Source organism: Leptospira noguchii serovar Panama str. CZ214 (genome assembly GCF_000306255.2).
In the GTDB taxonomy this organism is placed as follows: Bacteria; Spirochaetota; Leptospiria; order Leptospirales; family Leptospiraceae; genus Leptospira; species Leptospira noguchii.
In genome coordinates, this window is record NZ_AKWY02000019.1 from 123020 (window position 1) to 139512 (window position 16493).

The 16493-nt window shown below is 35.1% G+C and carries 14 protein-coding genes; 2 read left to right on the plus strand and 12 right to left on the minus strand.

The features are described 5' to 3' along the window. Window positions 1-2: 2 nt before the first annotated feature. The 4 genes from LEP1GSC059_RS08095 to LEP1GSC059_RS08110 form a co-directional block, all read right to left on the minus strand. Window positions 3-596, minus strand: a complete 594-nt coding sequence (locus tag LEP1GSC059_RS08095; RefSeq protein WP_000874918.1) for a LolA family protein — start codon at window positions 594-596, stop codon at window positions 3-5. Window positions 597-826: 230 nt separating this feature from the next. Next, entirely contained in the window at window positions 827-1786 is a 960-nt protein-coding gene (locus LEP1GSC059_RS08100) for an electron transfer flavoprotein subunit alpha/FixB family protein (protein ID WP_002155900.1), read from the minus strand. Window positions 1787-1797: 11 nt separating this feature from the next. Further along, a complete protein-coding gene (locus tag LEP1GSC059_RS08105) occupies window positions 1798-2559 on the minus strand; it encodes an electron transfer flavoprotein subunit beta/FixA family protein (RefSeq protein WP_017213881.1) in 762 nt (253 codons plus the stop codon). A gap of 83 nt (window positions 2560-2642) precedes the next feature. After that, the gene (locus tag LEP1GSC059_RS08110; protein WP_036026960.1) at window positions 2643-3044 is read right to left on the minus strand and encodes an LIC10362 family protein; all 402 of its coding nucleotides are present in this window, start codon (window positions 3042-3044) and stop codon (window positions 2643-2645) included. An 88-nt stretch (window positions 3045-3132) separates the two neighbouring features. Between LEP1GSC059_RS08110 and LEP1GSC059_RS08115 the strand changes: the two genes are divergently transcribed. Next, a complete protein-coding gene (locus LEP1GSC059_RS08115) occupies window positions 3133-4317 on the plus strand; it encodes an acyl-CoA dehydrogenase family protein (RefSeq protein ID WP_017213882.1) in 1185 nt (394 codons plus the stop codon). Further along, window positions 4314-5018, plus strand: coding sequence for an O-methyltransferase (locus LEP1GSC059_RS08120; RefSeq protein ID WP_020980579.1), 705 nt, complete (start codon window positions 4314-4316; stop codon window positions 5016-5018). The genes LEP1GSC059_RS08115 and LEP1GSC059_RS08120 overlap by 4 nt, the downstream gene beginning before the upstream one ends. A 389-nt stretch (window positions 5019-5407) precedes the next feature. Here the strand turns inward: LEP1GSC059_RS08120 and LEP1GSC059_RS08125 are convergent, their stop codons facing one another. From LEP1GSC059_RS08125 to LEP1GSC059_RS08170, 8 genes are all read right to left on the minus strand, one after another. Further along, window positions 5408-5956, minus strand: a complete 549-nt coding sequence (locus LEP1GSC059_RS08125; protein WP_002179860.1) for a hypothetical protein — start codon at window positions 5954-5956, stop codon at window positions 5408-5410. Window positions 5957-6443: 487 nt separating this feature from the next. Next, a complete protein-coding gene (locus LEP1GSC059_RS08130) occupies window positions 6444-6983 on the minus strand; it encodes an Ig domain-containing protein (protein WP_036057349.1) in 540 nt (179 codons plus the stop codon). Window positions 6984-7064: 81 nt separating this feature from the next. Further along, on the minus strand, window positions 7065-7607 hold the full coding sequence (locus LEP1GSC059_RS08135; RefSeq protein WP_020980585.1) for an Ig domain-containing protein: 543 nt from the start codon (window positions 7605-7607) through the stop codon (window positions 7065-7067). Between the two features lie 667 nt (window positions 7608-8274). Beyond that, window positions 8275-9708 carry an SBBP repeat beta-propeller lipoprotein, LipL53 family gene (locus LEP1GSC059_RS23410; protein WP_036057352.1) on the minus strand — a complete coding sequence of 478 codons (1434 nt, stop codon included), beginning with the start codon at window positions 9706-9708 and terminating at the stop codon, window positions 8275-8277. A gap of 725 nt (window positions 9709-10433) precedes the next feature. Next, a protein-coding gene (locus tag LEP1GSC059_RS22950) for an IS5 family transposase (protein ID WP_238323700.1) occupies window positions 10434-11209 on the minus strand; the annotation gives its coding sequence in 2 pieces (ribosomal slippage) (window positions 10434-10885 and window positions 10885-11209; 777 coding nt in all). Window positions 11210-11935: 726 nt separating this feature from the next. Beyond that, window positions 11936-13177, minus strand: a complete 1242-nt coding sequence (locus LEP1GSC059_RS08160; protein WP_017213890.1) for a hypothetical protein — start codon at window positions 13175-13177, stop codon at window positions 11936-11938. Window positions 13178-13438: 261 nt separating this feature from the next. Next, window positions 13439-14986 (minus strand): SBBP repeat beta-propeller lipoprotein, LipL53 family, encoded by a 1548-nt coding sequence (locus tag LEP1GSC059_RS08165; RefSeq protein WP_017213891.1) that lies wholly within the window; start codon window positions 14984-14986, stop codon window positions 13439-13441. 786 nt (window positions 14987-15772) lie between these two features. Continuing rightward, window positions 15773-16492, minus strand: a complete 720-nt coding sequence (locus tag LEP1GSC059_RS08170; RefSeq protein WP_002150102.1) for a PPK2 family polyphosphate kinase — start codon at window positions 16490-16492, stop codon at window positions 15773-15775. Window position 16493 lies beyond the last annotated feature (1 nt).

Consider the following 16493-nt stretch of genomic DNA (forward strand, 5'->3'; position numbering starts at 1 on the left):
GTTTATTCCTTTTCGTTCAGAGGATTTTCTACGATCTGCGCGCTAGAAGGAGCGCTGAAGTTGAACAGAGAAGCGGAAAGTCCTACGTTTGTTTGTACACCTGAAAAACTGATGGATGTGTATTCACTGCTTCCTCTTTTTTTCATTCTTAAAGATTTAGGAGTGTTATCTGAATTCATGGTCACTACAATCTCTTCGTATGTTTTTGTAGGAGATTTGAGTCGAATCGAACCTCCAACTTGAGTAACTTCTTCGTAACCGCTTAGTAAACCAAAAACTCCCCCGGAAGTTCCGCGAAGATCTTGTTTTCCTACGATAGCCCTTGCGGGAGAATAAAACCAAAGAAATCTACCATTGGAAGATACAACCCTGCCATCTGAAAATTTGACGTGTAAATAGTTCGGTTTTTTAAAGGAAAGTGTTCCTGATATTTCGTTATTGATCGTTACGCTGGCTCTGAGGCTAGAAATTTCGCTCATTCTTCCTAAGAGTGCACCTAATCTGTCTCTTCCAGGATCTCCTGAAACAGAAATGCCGCAGACTAAGATCAGTCCTGCGGCACCCGGGAGAATTCTCCTGATTTTTAAAAATGCCATAGTTTCAAACTATGCGCGAAGGTTGATTATCCAAGTACTTTTTTGAATAAAAACTCATGCTCAACTTCCTCTAACGCAATTTCGCTCTCTGAACTCAATATCTCGCTTCCTAAGGGGCGCTCGATAGATCGCGAAATTCTCAATTCTGAGAATAACCAAAAATTACGCTCCGCTATTTTTGGTTTATTTCGCTCTCTAAGGATCGCGAAATAGGGCGTTTCGAAGGTTGGTTATCCAAGTACTTTTTTGAACTCTGCAGTTACTGCAGGAACTACTTCAAAAAGATCTCCTACGATACCGTAAGTCGCTACTTTAAAGATAGGAGCGTCTCCGTCTTTGTTGATCGCAACGATATACTTAGAAGACCCCATTCCGGCTAAATGTTGGATTGCACCAGAAATTCCACAAGCGATGTAACAGTTTGGAGAAACCGTCTTTCCCGTTTGTCCTACTTGATGAGAGTGAGAAATCCACCCTGCATCCACTGCCGCACGAGAAGCTCCCAGAGCCGCTCCAAGTGTATCAGCCAATTCTTGAAGGATGGGCCAGTTTTCTGGTCCTTTGATCCCGCGCCCACCGGATACAATGATAGAAGCTTCCGTTAGTTGAACTTTAGAACCACCACTTAAGTCGGAAGATACGATTTTGACTTTTGCATTTCCTGCAGAAGGGGAAGCGGCTTCTACTGCGCCAGCGCCTGCTTTTTGAGTGATTTCTTGAGAGTTCGGACGAACTGTAAAAATTTGGATCGGACTTGTAACCTTAAAGTTAGCGTAAGCTTTTCCAGAATAGATTGGTTTTTTCGCTACTACCTTTCCGCCATCTACGGAAAATCCTACAACATCCGCGATGATTCCAGCACCTACTTTTACGGCTACTCTAGGAGAATAATCTTTTCCTTGAGAGGTATGTGGAAGAAGAACTACAGCAGGGTTTTGCGCTTTGATCATTTCCGCAACTTGATTGGAATACGTTTCTGCGTTATACTCGCTTGCGTTTACGGTAAGAATTGTATCTGCTCCAACTGCGGCCAATTCAGGAGCGTGTTTTTCAACTCCATTTCCGATCAGAAGGGCAACTACTTTTCCACCGATAGAATCTGCGATTTTTCTACCTGCAGAAGTGATTTCTCTGGAGATTTTTTTCAGTTCTCCGTCTTTTAATTCGCCAACAATGAATACGTTGCTCACTTGTGTTCTCCTTATATAACCTTAGCTTCTTCTCTCAGAGCCTTGACGAGTTGAGATGCAAAACCGTTTGCGTCCGCTGCGTCTAATTTTCTACCTGGAATTCTTGGAGGGGGAGGTTCGAGTCCAACAATTTCGATTTTACTAGCGGGGTTACCTAGATCAGCTGCAGATTTAGTTTCTACAGGTTTTTTCTTAGCGGTCATGATCCCTTTGAGAGAAGGATAACGAGGTTCGTTTAATCCTTTTTGTGCGGTAAGAGCTACTGGAGTTGAGGTTTCAACGGTTTGAGTTCCACCTTCTACTTCTTTTGTGGCCTTTACTGCAGTTCCGTTGATTTCAAGATTGATTGCAAATGCGATATGAGGAATTCCTAAAAGTTCTGCAACTTGGATGACAACTTGAGAAGAATCCGTATCGATGGATTGTCTTCCTCCGATAATTACGTCTGCGTTTTCTGCTTTTGCAAAATTTGAAATCAGTTCTGCGGTATTATTCGTATCGAAAGGAACGTAGTTATCTACTTTGATATGAACTGCTCGGTCTGCGCCCATTGCGTAAGCGGTTCTAAGAGCTTCTACGACTCTGTCTGGTCCGAGGGAAACGGCGATTACTTCTCCACCGTGTTTTTCACGAAGTCTGATTCCTTCTTCGATGGCAAATTCATCATAAGGAGAGATAATCCATTTGATTCCGGTTTCGTTGATGGATTTGTCCCCTACTTTAATACTCGTTTCGGTGTCAGGTACCTGTTTCACTAATACGATGATTTTCATTCGATGGGTACTCCAAAAAAAATTAGTGCTGTTAACACAAAAATCTTGTGTCTATGTAGTGCAAACCACTTTTTTAAACGAGTCTAAACTGTCTCATCCGTTGAAAGTAGATATTTCAACCAATAATAAGTCCAGATCATAAATCCAATTACGATCAAAACGTTTGCGTCTGTTTTTAAGAAAAATGTTAATCCCCAAAATAAAGGTAAAAGCATCCAAGTACAAAGAGACAAAAGTAGAAAGATGGATTCTTTTTGAAAGGGAGAATGAAGCGCACTTTGGAATTGAGAACGAAGAACTGACGGTTTGAATAAGTTCGATTTGTTTTTTTTTATAGATTCGTTTTTTAAAGAACCTGTTCTTTTTGTCTCGGCTTCTTGCTGTTTTGAATCTTTTTGCAATAGAGTATCTGATTTTTGAAAGAAGCTGTAAGATAAAAAGAAAAAAAGCACACAAAGGATTGTCAAAATCAGAGCGTAGATCATAAGATAGTTTTTGGAGAACAAAGATTCTCTGTCGAGCTGTTTTAGTCTTGAGAAAGAGAATATTAGAGAATATTAGAGAAGAGGAAACATGAGAGCTTTACTTGAAAAATCAAATGATTTATTTAATCCGACGGAGAACCATCTTGCACTTCGAGAAAACGTTGCAAAGTTCGCGAAAGAAAATATGGACACTCAGGCAAAAGAACACGATGACCATGAAACTTTTAATCTATCGCTCTTTCGTAGAATCGGCTCTGAACTTGGACTTTTTGGGGTTACTGTTCCAGAAGAAGACGGTGGAATGGGAATGGATGCGGTTGCTGCAGTTATCATTCACGAAGAGTTGTCCGCTTATGATCCTGGGTTTACTCTTTCTTATTTGGCTCACGAAGTTTTGTTTGTAAATAATTTTTATCATAGTTCTAATCCTACTCAAAGAGCGAAATATCTTTCGAAAGTAATTTCCGGAGAATGGATCGGCGGAATGGGAATGACCGAGCCAGGAGCGGGAACGGACGTTTTAGGAATGAGAACGATTGCCATAAAGAAAGGCGACAAATACGTGTTAAACGGTTCCAAACAATATATCACCAACGGGAACATAGGGAGTGTATTTTTAGTATATGCAAAAATGAATAAAGATTCAAAAAGAACCACTTCCTTTATCGTAGAAAGTTCTTTTCCAGGATTTAGCGTTGGTAAAAAAGAAGAGAAGATGGGAATGCGTTCTTCTCCTACAACTCAGCTTATATTCGAAGATTGTGAAGTTCCTGTGGAGAACTTAGTCGGTCAAGAAGACAACGCACTCGTTCACATGATGAGAAATTTAGAAATTGAGAGAGTAACTCTGGCGGCTCAGTCTTTAGGTATCGCAAAACGTTGTGTAGACGTTATGGCGGATTACACAATTCGTCACAGAGAGGCGTTTGGAAAAAAACTTTCCGAGTTCGGACAAATCCAAAGACTTTTAGCGGAATCTTATGCAGATTATCAAGCGGCTAGAGCACTTGTATATCAAGTAGCAAGTGGAATTCATCCGGAAAGTAGGAATTCTCTTGGCGCCGCCTCTGCAAAGTTAGTTGCTACCCAAATGGCAGAAAGAGTTTCTCGAAACGCCATTCAGGCGTTAGGCGGTTATGGATATTGTCGCGAATATCCAGTGGAAAGATTACATAGAGATTCTATTCTTCTTTCGATCGGTGGAGGAACCAACGAAGCGATGCAAAAGAATATCATTGCCGATTTGAAAAAAATCTACGAGGGCACTCCTTGAGTCGAAAAAATATTTCCCTTACGGAAAATCTTGAGGATTACATCTTTCGGAATTCCGTAAGAGAGCCGGACTCTTTTCTAAAATTGAGAGAAGAAACCGGTAAGTTGGCTCAGGCAAACATGCAAATCAGTCCTGAAGAAGGACAATTTTTAAACATTCTCACTAAAATCAGCGGAGCAAAAAGAATTATAGAAATTGGTACGTTTACCGGCTATTCGTCCCTTTGTTTTGCTTCGGCCTTGCCAGAAGACGGTAAAATTCTTTGTTGTGATATTAGTGAAGAATGGACAAATATAGCCAGAAAATATTGGAAAGACAACGGTTTAGAAAATAAGATTTTTCTAAAACTCGGGTCTGCATTAGAAACTTTGCAAGTATTGTTAGATTCGAAATCTGCACCGGCTTGGGCCTCTGATTTTGCTTTTGGACCTTCTTCGATCGATTTGTTTTTTTTAGACGCGGATAAAGAAAATTATCCGAACTATTATCCTTTGATTTTAAAACTTATTAAACCAGGTGGGCTTTTAATTGCGGATAACGTTCTTTGGGATGGAAGTGTGGCCGATCCTTCTCATCAAGAGCCTTCTACGATTGGAATTCGTAAATTCAATGAACTTGTATATAATGATTCTTTGGTGGATGTCAGTTTGGTTCCGATTGCGGACGGAGTTTCGCTCATAAGAAAGAAATTGATTGAATGAGATAGAAACTTATATTTTTGGAAAACTCTTTCTCATTTTCTTACGCCGAACTCACGTTAATTTAGAGCCTGTCCCAAAACCTCAAAGAATTTTACGCGATCATTCTTTAGAAATTTTTAATAAAATGCAGTAGTTCCTACAAATTAAGTCCATTTGACAATTTAGGAACTTTCGAGCAATTCTAATGTCCTTAAATTTTTGTAATAGTGTCCACATTCATTTTATAAAACTAAAGTGTTTCACTTCCCATGGATCGCGTTCTATATTGAAACTAAAGATGTAATATTGTATTACGTTTCTTTTATGCAATTGATTGACCAGAGTTGAGAGCCCGGTCCGGCTGCTTATTACAGCCGGATTCGCCCAGGTTTTCTTACGTCGAGCTTACATTAGAATACGTCTACATGAATATCTCCGGGTAAACTTGCGCCTAAATTTTTACCGACGATTAATATAATCCCATCATAATCGGTGGTAAATTTAAATTGAGTTAAATTTACCGTATTCGTGTTTCCTAAAAAGACATTCGTATAACTAGCTCCTGAATAGGTTGCGATTTCCGAGTTCGTGCCGTGGCAACCTTCTTTTCTAAAAAGAAAAGTTAAGTTCTGATTTGTCGCTTCATACTTAACATTGGTCGTGACACTGGATACTTGAATTGTCTGTCCCTTTTTAATCGAGATCGGCATAATTGCTTTTGGAACTACGTTTCCACTGGGTGAATTGTAATACTGAGGTTTGTATTCGAAAGTTATTGCTGTTTTATTATAAGTATCAGATATTATCTCGGAACTAGTAACACAATCGTATTGAGTGGTTGCATTTATGAGAACACTATATAAAATATAAGTACTCAGTTCATTTTCCTTTTTTTCATCTGGACAAGAAACGAAAAAAAATAACATAAGTGATAAAATTAAAATCATTTTATTTTTCATGTTTACGACAAAAAATAATTCTAATCAAAACGTCAATTGTTAAACGAAGTAGAATATTCAATAAGAAGAATTAAACTTTGTTTTAAAACTTAGATGGTTCTTTTTACAAAAAAGTGATTTGCTGAACAACTACTTAAAATTAAATTTCAAGTTCACCCAGGTTAAGATGAGTAAGAAGAAATTATTTTTTGAAATTCAAATTCTTCGATTAATGTTAAAAACAATCTCTAAAAAACTTAATTAAAATTTTTTAAAAATTAATTCTCCATCTGTTTTCGTTCTATTGAAATGGAAAATTCAAGCAGTTTTTGCTAATCTCCACTATGTATCACCAACTCTATTGAAAAAATTGTTCTTAGAGACGATCTGTCTTAAGGATTTGTTCTTGTTGTAAGGTTTTTAGAAACAGTTTTCAATTTCTGATTGAAGTACGGTCAGAATTAAATCTTTTACTTTGCTGAGTTCGTAAATCTTAGAATTTAAACATTCAATAACAGTAAACGTCTTGCTTACAGTGTGATAATTCTCTATAACAAGTAGTAGGTTGAATTGCATCAGAGCAAGAATAAGGCTGTTCCGGACTACAACCTGGAAAAATTCCGGTAGTATTACAAGCTCCGCTTTCAAAACTTTCCTCGATCAAAATATAAAACTGGCTACTTTGTACTATATTTCCGGCGTTCTCATATTGAACTCGATACGTCGACTTGATCAGTGTTTGCGTTGGAGTTCCTGAAATAATCCCTGTGGAGTTATCCAAATACAAAGAAGTTGGTAAATCGGGGGCGATTGCAAAGGTTCCTTCGGTTGGAGTTATTTTTTTGGTTTCAGGAGTATAACTTGTATTTACGTTTTTTGTAAATATAAGCGGAGAATAACTATTGTACGTTATTGAAGGAGGTTCTAATCCGAGCACGATTGCATAACAATATATGTCACAGCTAATATTAATAGTAAGCCAAGAAGACGAACAACTAAAAGTTTGGATTGCAAAAATAAAAATATATAATTTTTTTCGAATATTCATTTTTTCTCCTTTAACATATTGAAAGATTCCAAATAAAGATTTTTGAAGAAGATTCAATTTATGATTATTTCATTTTACATTTTAATAACAGTAGACGTCGTTCTGACAATCGGAAACCTTAAAATAGCAATTGGCCGGTCGAATTGCGTTCGAACATGAAAACGGTCGTTTTGAATCGCAGCCGGAAAATACTCCGGTCGTATTACAAGCTCCACTTCCCTCAGTTTCTTCTACAAAAATACTGAATGGATTACTTTGAATCTGAGTTTCTTGATTTATAAAATCTACAATATAAACGGACTTAATTTGGGATAAAGTAGGTGTTCCGGAAATGGTTCCGGTGGAAACGTTTAAAGATAAGGAATTGGATAAATTTGGAGAAATCGCAAACGAACCGTTCGTCAAAGATGCGTTTTTTAAAACGGGAGAGTAACTTGTGTTTACATTTTTTTTGAATACCAACAGAGTTTTTTCGTAAGTTATAGATGGTCTTAACGCTAAGAACAAAATAAGATTTTTAAAATTTTCATCCTCGTCGTTATCGGTTCCGTAAGGGTTGAATTTCTTTGGATCACAATTTAGAATCATGATTACAATGAATGTAACTAGTAAAACCCTTTTCATAATTTGATTGCCTTATATGTTTTTGGCAACAGTACCCTACCTTCGTTATTCGAGAAGTTTTATTTTGAGTTACCTGCGATCTAGAACGCGATCCATAGAGAGGTATAACCTTACTTATTCATAGTTGAAGAGGATTTTAGAATCAAGAAGGATTCAAAACGCACATTTTTTAAGTGTTCCCACGAATGATTCTTTTTACTTGCTAAAAGTATGTTTTTCTGATAGAGAAAATCTCTCAAACCTTCTGAATTCAGAGACTCGTTTCTGGAAACTCAATGCATCGCTCCCTATGAGTCGCTTTGCAGGTCGTTCGACAGATCGCGTTAAACTCAGCAGAACGCTCTCTATGGATCGCGTTCTAAATTGAAAACTACGACGATAAATCTTATAATGTTCCTATATACAATTTATTGACCAGAGTTGAGCCCGGTTCGGCTGCTTATGGCAGCCGGATTCGCCCAGGTTTTCTTACGTCGAATTCACATTAAAATATTATTATATGATAATTGTTAAATAATTTGGAAAATTAAAATATTTTTCCTGAATTTTCATATTAGACTCCATGGGTTAATTTAGCCTGTGTTTGTGTCAAAACTCCGGAAATGATTCTAATTGGATGATTCAAAGACAAAGAAATCGGGCACGAATCATTATCCTTGTAAATGAATCATCTAAACTTCATTAGGAATGTGTCTACTGTTCCTCTCATTTTGTTTTGAAATAAGTCGCTAGTTGTCCATCCGGTAGTGTAGAGATTTCCATCTAAATCGATTCCGATTCCTGAACCGATCATATATTCTTGTATATTTCCCCATTGCCATAGTTTCAAAACTTCTCCCGAAGAACTGTGTTTTGTTACAAATACATCTTCTTTTCCTTCTGAAGGACTGTCGCCAAACTTAATAAGTCCACTGGTTGAACCAGTTGTAAAAATATTTCCAGCTCTATCGGTTGTGATTTCGTTGATTACAGTCGATTTTTGACGTGAACCCGGACCAAATTGTCGGATCCATTGTTGAGCACCGGATGAATTATATTTGACTATGGTTCCTATAAGGCTCTCTTTCTTTTCCCCTAACGTGAAATCTATATTTGAGTATGCACCTACTAGAACATTTCCAAATCGATCTACGGTAATTGTGTTACCAAAAACTGATCCCAAGGCAGAGCCTAACTGAGCAAAGAATTGCCTATTTCCGTTCTGATCATATTTAAGAATGAAAAGGTCGTCTTGTCCGATTCCCGGATTTGTATTGGTTTTAAAGTTTGCGTTGTGTCCCGATCCACACACATAAATATTACCAGAGAGTTTATCAAATACAACTCCAGTCGGCAAAATATTGCTACCTTCGATAGAGAGTTGTTTTATCCAGATCTGATTTCCGTCTGTATCAAACTTGATGATAAAACCATTTCCGTATCTTGCGCTGTCGCCTCCGAAAGGTCCGTTTGAAGTTCCGATAATATAAGAATTTCCGAATGTATCTACGGTGATTTTTCTAGGATTAACTTCGTAGATTCCTCCAGCCGGCCCCGTTTCTTTGATCCAATTTGGACTTCCGTCCGAGTTGACTTTAAATACGAACAAATACTGATTTTTATCGCTACCAGGTCCTTTAAAAGAACTACTTTTGGAACCGGTTATATATGCATTTCCTTTGGAGTCGACTGCAATTCCTGCAACGTCGAAATTGATACTGGGACTTCCCATTTGGTATAGCCAGATTTCATTTTTCTGAGAGTCATACTTTCCAAGAAGTAAGTTTTTACCTACTATTAACTTATTTATAGATTCTTCATAGAAAGGATCACTGTCTGTATCGGCTGCGACGTAAATAAAACCGTTTTCACCGACTGCAAGTGTAGAGTCTTTTGTAAGTTTATGAGGACCTCCGCCATATAACAAACTCCATTCAAGGTTGACTGAGTTTTCTCGAACCGATTCTGGATCCAAGGAATCTAAATTTTCACGAAGGGTAATCGAGCCGATTTCTTTTCCCTGTATTAAAGAAATCAAAAGAGGGATTATTGTTTGCTGATTAGAGGTTGGCAAACAAGCCTGAAAGAATATTATAAAAATTAGAATTGTTAAACGAACCAAAATTTTTCTCTCCACATAGAATTTTCCCGAGTAATTTTTTATTTATTTGATGTTTGGGAAGAGTTCCAGTATACTTTCTATTTTTTGACTAAGAATGTCTAAAAAATTTTAAAGAGATCTTGAGAGAGGAGTAGGGTATTTTCCCCTACTTTGAAATTGTTTTTTTTGAATTTATCAATAATTGTTTATAACTTAAAAACAGCTTGTATTAGAGTTTTTGAAAAAATTCGTATTAACTAACAAAACGGCTTTTTACCATTCGTTTTAATGAAAAAATGGAATTCACGAATTTTAATTTTTTGAACGAACTTATTAATCGGACACATGAAAACAATATTATGAATTTGTTTTCAAGAAAATTAGAATGTGGGATTTCCTTCATAAAGCTATGAAATTTCAGGTTAGATGTAATTTTTGAGAACTTCTGCATGTTCGCAAAATTGCACATTACTACTCGGATGCATAAGTAGAATACTTGGGTTAGATTGTTTCAATAATTTGAATGTTTTGGTCCCGTTCTAAAATGCAGTAAATCTCGCATTTGCGTTGTTTTTTAAGTATCGCTATTTTTTCCTAAATATCGACCGTTAATAACTTGGTGCTATTTTCATGAGTCTGGGTAGTATTCTTTTCATGTTTTTGTAATAAACGAAGAATATTCAAATACGTATCATTCTAATATAGAACTGTTAAAATGGCGAAGTTGCTAAGAGCCGGTCTCAAAACTACCTATCAAAAAAGTTAAAAGCAATGATAGAGCTTGCGAGATAAAGAGATGCAAGATAATTTTCAGATTTTCTTTCCCAACGAATTAGGATAGCCCTGAATCGATTGTGCCAACTGTTAGTTCTTTCAACGACCCAACGTCTAGGTTTTCCTTTATATTTACCGATGAGAGGCTTTTCACCTTTTTTCCGAATATGAGATTGAATGTTTCTTCTTTTGATTAAAACTTCTATATCTTTGAAATCATAACCTTTATCTAAACAAATATGTTTTGGCTTCTTTCTTCTTTTTCCGGAAAATATTAGGATTGAATTCAACGTATCTTTTACACCGTGTTTGTCATGAACGTTAGCTCCAGTCAATGTAATTGCCAAAGGAATTCCATTTCCATCTGTAAGAATATGCCGTTTAACACCTAATTTGGCACGGTCTGTAGGGTTTTTCCCAGTTAAGCTCCCCCTTTGGGAGCTTTAACCATTGCCGAATCCATCGAAGCCCAGTCCCATGCTATTTGATTCTTTACATCATAATATTTTAAAATAGATTTATAAATCTTTTTGAATACTCCTGCTCGTTCCCATTCTTGAAATCTTCTGTGACAAGTTTGGCCTGATCCAAACTCATTCGGAATGGCACGCCACTGACAGCCTGTTTTCATTCGATAGATGATACCTGACATTACTACTCGTGTTGGTACTCGATTGCGACCTCCTTTCGGATTTACATTTTCTTTCGGGATTAATGGGGCTATTTGTTTCCAAAGTGCATCCGGTATCTCTGAATAATATTTGTCCATTTCACATTGATATTATTACCCTTTCTCTCTACAAACAGTTTTGAGACCGGCTCTTAGTCACCTTGAATTTGCAGGCGAAACACTTCAAAGTGAAATTTCCGAAAATCTGCTATGCAACTCTTACTGATCTCTATCAAATTGAGTACCGTTAATTTTATCACAAAACACTGATTCCATAAAAAATATTAGTACTTTATAATGTACTTATCAGTAGTAAGTTTATATTATGCTTACTGTTGTGTAAAAAATATACAAACTTACATAATTAACGTGAGTTCGACGTAACAAAATTGGGGCGAATCGCTCGCAAATTTCATAGTTAAAATGGCTCACGACCGCGCTTTTCGCTCCAATTCCTTCGGAATTTTTCAAACTCAATGCTGCTCACTATGGATCGCAGCATAATAATCGCTTTCGCATTTGTTATGCCGAACTCACGTTAATTAATATTTAATTTAGAACATGTCCCAAAAATTCCATAAAATTTTAAAAAAGCCAATAGGTTTGAAAAAAAATACTACAAGCTATCTCAAAGATATTTTATCTTTGCCTAAAATTCCGATTATTAGATATTTTTGATATAGCTCGTAATAGTCAAATGGTGGTTTTATGCAAAAAAGCAATTCATCAAATTGTTGCTTCGAAATTTTGTAACTCTTGTTGTAAATTTTGTCTAAGAAAAAGTATTTGTGCTGACTTAAGCTTTTAATTCCCAAAAAATCCTTTTTCTGAAAAATTGATAAGAAGTTCTCTTGCTCGATCTGTATTAGGGAACGTTTTATATTCTAAACATTCTGTCATACAAGCTTTATCGATCATAATTTTATTTTTTTGAATCTTGAGTTGCGGAATATTGAGAAGATTTGTGTTATAATAAAAAACCAACGCAAAGAACAAGATTAATAGAAAATGCTTTTTGATTCTGATAAATGGGTATAAACAAATATAGATTAAAGAGTAAAGAAATAGAGTATTGATATGATAACGAGATGAAAAGGCTTGTTCAAATCCGAAACCTCCCCTTGTAATTACAAGCGAACTTAAACTAAAAAGTAGAAAAGAAATCATTGAAAGGTGAAGTTTTGAAATTTTGCTGTAGTTTTTATAAAGATATAAAATAGTTAAAAATGGAATCATTCCGAAAATGAATACGAATTTAGAATCGAATACGTTAGATAATAAAGCGAATCCATAATAAGCTCGACTTAAAAAGAAAAATTTTGTATTAGAAAAAAATTCAGGATGTTCTATCGGTTTTGTATAAGGGAAGATGATAAAGTATAATAAAATGATCATTATAAAAATGAGTAACCAAAAGAATAATTTAGATTTATTTTTGAATAAAAGAGAAACTCCGCTAAGAAAGACGAACATTCCGTTTCCTTGACAAAATACTGCAATTACTGCAAAAAAAATTCCTAAAACGAAATTGATATATTTATCTTTGGAGAGAAAGTATAAAGATAAGAATCCAAAATAAATTACAGGATAATTAGAAAGGGATGCCATTGCCCAAGTTTGGGTTTCCCAATTCGAAAAATTGAATATGACTAAAAATATTGGAGATATAAGAATCAATTTTCTTTTGTCTTTGATTGTATAATAAAGTAACAAAATACATAAAACGATAAATGTGTTTCCTATTAGAATCAAATGAGAAAAGTTTATTGTATGAAACACTTTGAAGTAAATTAGGCTTACAATTCTTAGAAAAACTAGTCTATGTTCATTGTATTGAGCAAATAAAATGGAAATTTTTGAATCACTTTCTTCCCAGAGATTTAGGAAACCAAGGATTGTATTATAATCGTCTCCAAAAGGAAAATTAACTGAATATTTACGAATCGTATGAAAATATGTATAAACACTGAAAAGAAAAATGAAAGACGTAACAATTTGAAAAATCAAAATTCTATTTTTCTTTAAGAACTGAATAGTTAGGTTCATTTTTAAATTTTAGTTTTACAAAAAAGAATAAAGTGAAGCTAAGGTTTCTTTCAGAATGAAAAATTCTTTTGAATCATTTCATTCTGAAAGATATAAATTAATTTCTATCGGGTTCACATGCTATTCGGCCGCATGAAAAGAATACTATACTTGTTTCAAAATTTATAATGTGAGATCCAAGTAGTAAGTGTATTTTCAAAATTAACTTCGAAAAGATCCATTCAAAAATTATAAAGTGAGAAACTAGGTTATGAAGTTGAATCATCTAAATTTCATGAGGAATAGATCTAAATTTCCACCTATAACTTGATAGTCTTTTCCGTTGTCGTCTGTAAGTCCGGTAATATATTGATTTCCATCAAAGTCGATTCCAATTCCACCAGAATATAAAGTTTCTTTTGGTCTTCCGATTTGACGTATCCATTCGATTCGTCCGAAATAATTGAATTTTGTTAAGAAAACATCTTGGTTTCCTAATGAATCGCTACGTTCATTAATGATGTTTCCGTTGGTTGTACCCGTAGTAAAAATATTTCCATTCTCATCGGATAAAATTCCGGTGATTTTAGTTGATCTATTAATAAATTGAACATCATTTCGAGGCCCCAATTGTCTGATCCATCTTTGAACACCATCGAAACCATATTTTATTAAAGTTCCACGAACGAACGTCCTTTCATCTGTGCCAAATTCTAGATCTATATAACTATATCCTCCAACTAAAACGTTTCCGAATGGATCTACAGTAAGAGAATTGAGCATTATACTATCTCTATATAAATTTGTTTGGGCAAAGAATTCTTGATTCCCGTTTTCGTCGAATTTGAGAATAAAAAGGTCTTCACCTCCTGCACCATTGGAATAATTAAAAGTTCTATTGGTTTTAAAGTTTGCATTTTTTGATGTTCCTGCTACATAAACATCTCCTGAATTTTCATCCACTGCGACTTTCTTTGGGTAGATACTGGCGTCAACTATCGAAATCTGTTTTACCCAAGTTTGATTTCCATTAGAATCAAATTTAATAATGTATCCACCGCCAAGATTACCATTTGCATTATCTCCGAATGGTCCATTAGAAGTTCCAACAATATAAGAATTTCCGAATGTATCTACTGTAATTCCTTCTGTAAAAACTTTATAAGTGTTATACACTCCTCTTACTTTTTGAGGAGCGGCCTGTTTTTTCCAGGCGATACTTCCATCAGGATTGAACTTAATTACGAACATATCCTGATCGGATATAAGCGTTTTTTCGAATGGACCATTGGTATAACCGGTTACATACGCGTTTCCGTTTATATCCGCCGCTAAACCGGTAACCATTAAATGAGTATTTCGGGAGCCGATTCGTTTCATCCAAAGTTCATTGTGATGAGAATCATATTTTTTTAAAATTATATCTCTAGTTCCAATTTTTAACTCATCTCCAATTAGATTAGCATTTGAATCAGAAGCCACATAAATGAAGCCATTCCCATCAATTGCAATATTTGGAATCTTAATCGCATCATCGGAAGGTATTTCAAGTAGCGTAGCCAATTCCAAATAAAGCGGATTCTCGCCAAAAACAAATGGTTTTTCCTTGGGAATAACTGCGTTTTCACCAATGATAATTGGATCTTCTTCTAAGATATTCGGATTTTGATCAAGATCAATCGGTTGTTCCTCTGGATTGTAAGTAGATGAATTTTTAGGAAAACTTGAGCTTCCTTGTATTAAAGGAATTAAAAAGTTTTTTATCTCTTTAGAAGTTGGCGTACAAGCCTGAAAGAATATTATAAAAATTAGAATTGTTAAACGAACCAAAATTTTCTCTCCACCTAGAATCCTCCCGAGTAATTTTTTATTTATTTAATGTATGGGAAGAGTTCCAGTATACTTTCTATTTTTTGACTAAAAATGTCTAAAAAATTTTAAAGAGATGTTGAGAGAAGAGTAGGGTCTTTTCCCCTACTTTTAAACGGTTCTTTTTAATTAACGTGAGTTCGACGTAAGAAAATTGGGGCGAATAATAAACTCAGGTGCAACGACTCCCTGAACGCCGACCCATAGGTAGGCGTTCACTGAGTTTCCAACGCAACCCATAGGAAAGCGTTGTGCTGAGTTCTTTTCGCTCCAATTCCTTCGGAATTTTTCAAACTTAGGTGCTGCTCACTATGGATCGCAGCATAATAATCGCTTTCGCATTTGTTATGCCGAACTCACGTTAACTATAGTGTATTATAAATGATATGAGTTTGACGCAAGAAAATGAGAAAGAATTTTTTATAAGTATAATATTTTTCTAATTTTAGAATTTGATTGTAGAATTATAGTTTTACAAACAATCATAAAACAAAATCTATTTTATAACAATTTCCTTAAGATAAATTTAAAAAACGAACGCTCTAATTTTTAAATTACTCATAACTATATAATAAAGTGCCTAATATTTTGCGTGGAATCAGTGGTTTATAATAAAATTAACTGTACTCAATTTTATAGAGATCAGTAAAACAGAAAACGTTTTAATACATTTATATAGTATAATATATTACTATTAAAAAAGTAAGTTTCGTGTAAATTGAGAAAACTTCAAAAAGAGGTTTTATTTTAGGAAATCATTTTTTCCAGTTCTTTACAGATAATTTTTACAACTTGATAATTCCGAAACCATTTCTTATCCGAAGGAATAAGATGCCATTCCTTGGATTGGTGTTTATCGTTCAAAATCATTTCATAGGCAGATTGATAATCATCCCAACGATCTTGAGTTGTTTGATCAGAAGGATCGTATTTCCAATTTTTATCCGGATCAGAAATTCTCTCTTGAATTCTTTTTAGTTGTTCTTCTTTGGAAATGTGCAGAAAAAATTTCAAAGTCACGGTTCCGTTTTCTCTGAAAAGGTGTTTCTCGAAATTTCGGATCGATTCCATTCTTTCTTCGATTCTTTGATCCGAAAGAGTTCCTTGAATTTTAGGCATAATTACGTCTTCGTAATGGGAACGATTGTGAATATAGATCATACCTTTCGAAGGAACGTATTTATGGATTCTCCAAAGAAAATCAAATTGTGCCTCTTCCGAATTTGGTATTGACCAAGATTTAACGTAACAACCTTGAGGATTGACTCCGGCAAAGACGTGTTTGATCGTGCTATCTTTACCAGCCGTATCTACACCTTGTAGAATGATAAGAATCGAATGTTTTTTCAGTGCATATAATTTTTCTTGAAGATAAGAAAGATTTCTAACGTATTCTTCTGTTTTCTGAATCACTTCTTCTTTGATCTCACCTTTTGACGGAAGTGTGTTTATTTCTTTGAGGTGCATT